This window comes from Nguyenibacter vanlangensis (assembly GCF_013376155.1).
Classification (GTDB): Bacteria; Pseudomonadota; Alphaproteobacteria; order Acetobacterales; family Acetobacteraceae; genus Gluconacetobacter; species Gluconacetobacter vanlangensis.
Genome location: NZ_JABXXP010000298.1, coordinates 1 through 3,505, shown reverse-complemented (window position 1 = coordinate 3,505; position 3,505 = coordinate 1). Strand labels below are relative to the sequence as shown.

Annotated in this window: 4 protein-coding genes; all 4 read right to left on the bottom strand. The window is 69.7% G+C overall.

The window, feature by feature from the left end; genetic code table 11:
- The coding region (locus HUK84_RS12705) for an LLM class flavin-dependent oxidoreductase (RefSeq protein WP_176640624.1) at nt 1-462 on the bottom strand (462 nt) is incomplete at its 3' end.
- Nucleotides 459-2,090, bottom strand: coding sequence for a dipeptide ABC transporter ATP-binding protein (locus HUK84_RS12700; RefSeq protein WP_176640623.1), 1,632 nt, complete (start codon nt 2,088-2,090; stop codon nt 459-461). The genes HUK84_RS12705 and HUK84_RS12700, both read right to left, overlap by 4 nt.
- Nucleotides 2,087-2,917, bottom strand: coding sequence for an ABC transporter permease (locus HUK84_RS12695; protein WP_218064358.1), 831 nt, complete (start codon nt 2,915-2,917; stop codon nt 2,087-2,089). The genes HUK84_RS12700 and HUK84_RS12695 overlap by 4 nt, the downstream gene beginning before the upstream one ends.
- Nucleotides 2,917-3,505 (bottom strand): ABC transporter permease (locus HUK84_RS12690; RefSeq protein WP_176640621.1); only part of this gene is annotated, 589 nt, incomplete at its 5' end. The genes HUK84_RS12695 and HUK84_RS12690, both read right to left, overlap by 1 nt.

Below are 3,505 nucleotides of genomic sequence, written 5' to 3'. Positions count from 1 at the left end.
ATAGAGCCGGCTGCCGGCCGCCTGCGACAGGCAGCCGCCGCCCAGCGCGTTGCGGACCAGCGCCAGGTGACGCTCCATGATCGCGTTGCGCGCGCTGCCCGGCAGTCCGAACGTCTCGAACGATTCGGCCGTGCCACCGGGGCCGACGCCGAATTCCAGGCGTCCGTCGCTCAGCAGGTCGAGCACGGCCGCATCCTCGGCCGCGCGGATCGGGTTTTCCAGCGGCAGGGTGACGATGCCGGTGCCCAGCCGGATGCGGCATGTCTTCGCCGCGACATGGGCCAGAAAGACGAAGGGCGCGGGCAGGCCGCCCTCGCTTTCATGGAAATGGTGCTGGGCGACCCAGGCCGTGTCGAAGCCGTGGGCTTCGGCATGCAGGATCTGTCCGGTGGCCAGGCGGTAGCGCGTCGCCGCGTCGCCGTCATCGAGCAGCCGCGTGAAGAAGCCGAGCTTGCGTTTCATGCGTGTACGCTTTCAGCTTTCCGTCCGGGAACGGCGGCGATCAGGGCCCGGGTATAATCGGTCGCCGGGGCGGTGAAGATCGGCTCGGCCGCGCCTTCCTCGACCTGCACGCCATGGCGCAGCACCGACATGCTGTCCGAGATCTGCCGTACCACGGCCAGGTCGTGCGACACGAAGACATAGGTCAGGCCCAGTTCGGCCTGCAATTCGGTCAGCAGGCGCAGGATCTGCGCCTGGACGCTGACATCCAGTGCCGAGACGACTTCATCCAGCACCAGGATGCGCGGCTGCGCAAGCAATGCCCGGGCCAGCGCGACACGCTGGCACTGGCCGCCGGACATCATCCCCGTTCGCCGCTCCAGGATGTCCCTGGGCAGCCTGACGCGGTCCAGCATGTCCAGGATGCGCTGCCGGCGCGCCGCGCGCCCCAGGGGGGTGAAGTTGCGCAGCGGCTCATCCAGCACGTGCAGCACGTCATGTTTCGGATCCAGCGACCCGTGGGGGTTCTGGTAGACAAGCTGGACCTGGCGGCGATAGGCGCGGCGGGTCCGGGCGGTCAGGGCGGTGACCTCGGTGCCCTCGACCAGGATCGAGCCCGATGTCGGCGTGATCAGCCCCATCAGGCAGCGCAGGATCGTGGTCTTGCCGGACCCGGACTCGCCGACGATCGCATGCGTCGTGCCGCGGCGGACCTGGAACGATACGGCGTCGACGGCGCGCGGGATCATGCGGTCCCCGCCGTGGCGGGAATAGGCATGCGTCAGATTGCTGACCGTGATCGCCGCCGGCGTGTCGGCCGGGGGCGCGGCCCGGGCGGCGGCGGCAAAGACGGGACGGTCCGCGAGCAGGCGTTTCGTATAATCCTCGCGCGGGGCGGCGAACAGCGGCAGGGCAGGGCCCCGTTCGCAGATGCGGCCCTTGTTCAGGACGATGACCTGGTCCGCCCTGTCGGCCGTCACCCCCAGATCATGCGTGACGAGCAGGATCGCCGTGCCGTATTCGCGGCGCAACCCGTCCAGCAGGTCCAGGATCTGCCTTTGCACCGTCACGTCCAGCGCGCTGGTGGGTTCGTCGGCGATGACCAGCGCGGGGTTGAGGGCGATGGCGCTGGCGATCAGCACCCGCTGGCGCATGCCGCCCGAAAGCTCATGCGGATATTGCCCGAAACGCAGCGCGGGATCGGTCAGCCCCACACGGTCCAGCAAGGCGGTCACCCGCTCGCGGATCGCGCCCGGGGCCAGCCTGTCATGCAGGCGGAACATCTCGCCGACCTGGGTGCCGATCGTCTGGACCGGATTCAGCGAATTGGACGGATCCTGCGGAACGAACCCGATCCGCACGCCCCGGACGGTATTCAGCCGCCTTTGCGGCCAGGACGTGATGTCGTCCGGGCCCAGCCGGATACGCCCCGCCTCGCGCCGCGCGTTGGCCGGCAGCAGGCCCGCGATGGCGCGTGCGATGGTCGTCTTGCCCGATCCGGATTCCCCCAGCAGGGCCGTGACCTCGCCCGGCCGCACGGCGAACGAGACATCCTGCACCACACGGCGGATCCGCGCCCCCTGGCGGTACGAGACCGCCAGTTCCGCGACATCCAGGACGTGGGGCGCATGGGGCGGGCCCGCCGTCATGCCCGCGTTCCGATCGCGTGGCTGATGCGATAGGCCGCCAGGGAAACGCACAGGACGGCCAGGCCGGGAAAGCTGGTCATCCACCAGGCGGTGGCCAGGTAATTGCGCCCCTCGGCGATCATCAGGCCCCATTCCGGCGTGGGCGGCGGCGTGCCATAGCCCAGGAAGCCCAGGGTGGCGATGGACAGGATCGCGGTGCTGAAGCGCAGCACGGCCAGCGACGCCGCGCTGGACAGGCAGTTCGGCAGGATATGGCGCCACAGCACGCCGGCATGGCTGCTGCCGCAGCCATAGGCGGCCTCGACGAATTCGCTGTTCCGCACGCGTAGCGCGTCGCCGCGCACGATCCGGGCAAATCCGGCGATCTGCGCGATCCCGACCGAAATCGCGGCATGCACGGTGCCGAACCCCAGCAGGATCACGATGCTGAGCGACAGCAGCAATTCGGGAATCGACAGCACGATGTCCACGCCGGCCATGATCAGGCTGTCCGCCCGCCCGCCGGTCGCCCCTGCCAGCAGCCCCAGAATCGCCCCGACGGTCAGGCCGATGCTCACCGCCAGCAGGGCGGCGCGCAGCGTGTTGGTGGCGCCATAGGCGACCCGGGCGAACATGTCGCGGCCCAACTGGTCGGTCCCGAACCAGTGGCGGTGCCCCGGGGCCTGCAGATGTTCGGCCGCGGCCCCCCGGATACCGCTGTAATGGGTAAAGCCGGACGGCCAGACGGTCATCAGCGCCAGCATGGCGACGAACAGCCAGGCCAGCAGCAGGCCGGGCGGGATGTCGTCCAGGCGGGCGGCAATGCGGGTGGCGATACGGGCGGACATCATCCCCGCCTCCCGCGCAGCCGCGGATCCAGCAATGGATAGAGCAGGTCGATGCAGAAATTGATGATCACGAACCCCAAGGCGGAAATCAGCACGATGGCCTGCAGGACGGACACGTCCTGGCCGGCCACCGCCTGCTGGGTCAACTGGCCCAGCCCGTTCAGGCCGAAGATCGTCTCCGTCACCACCGCCCCGGCGAGCAATTCGCCGAACACCAGGCCGGCGACGGTCAGGAAAGGCAGGATCGCGTTGGGCGCCACATGCCGGAACAGCACCCGCGCGCGATCCGCCCCCTTCATGCGGGCCACGGTCACGAACGGGCGCGCCTGGATGTCGTCCGCGGCGCGCAGCAGCACCTGCGCCAGCGGGGCCGCGACCGGCAGGCTGATCGCCAAGGCGGGCAGGATCATGCCGACCCACGGTCCCACGCCGATCAGCGGAATCAGGTGCAACTGGAAAGACACGACCTGGATCAGCGCGATCCCGAACCAGAAGACCGGCACCGCCCCCCACAGCGCCGGCAGCATGCGCAGCCAGGCGCCCAGCATCCGGAAGGGGGCCAGGTTGACCGCGACCGCCAGCCCGGCC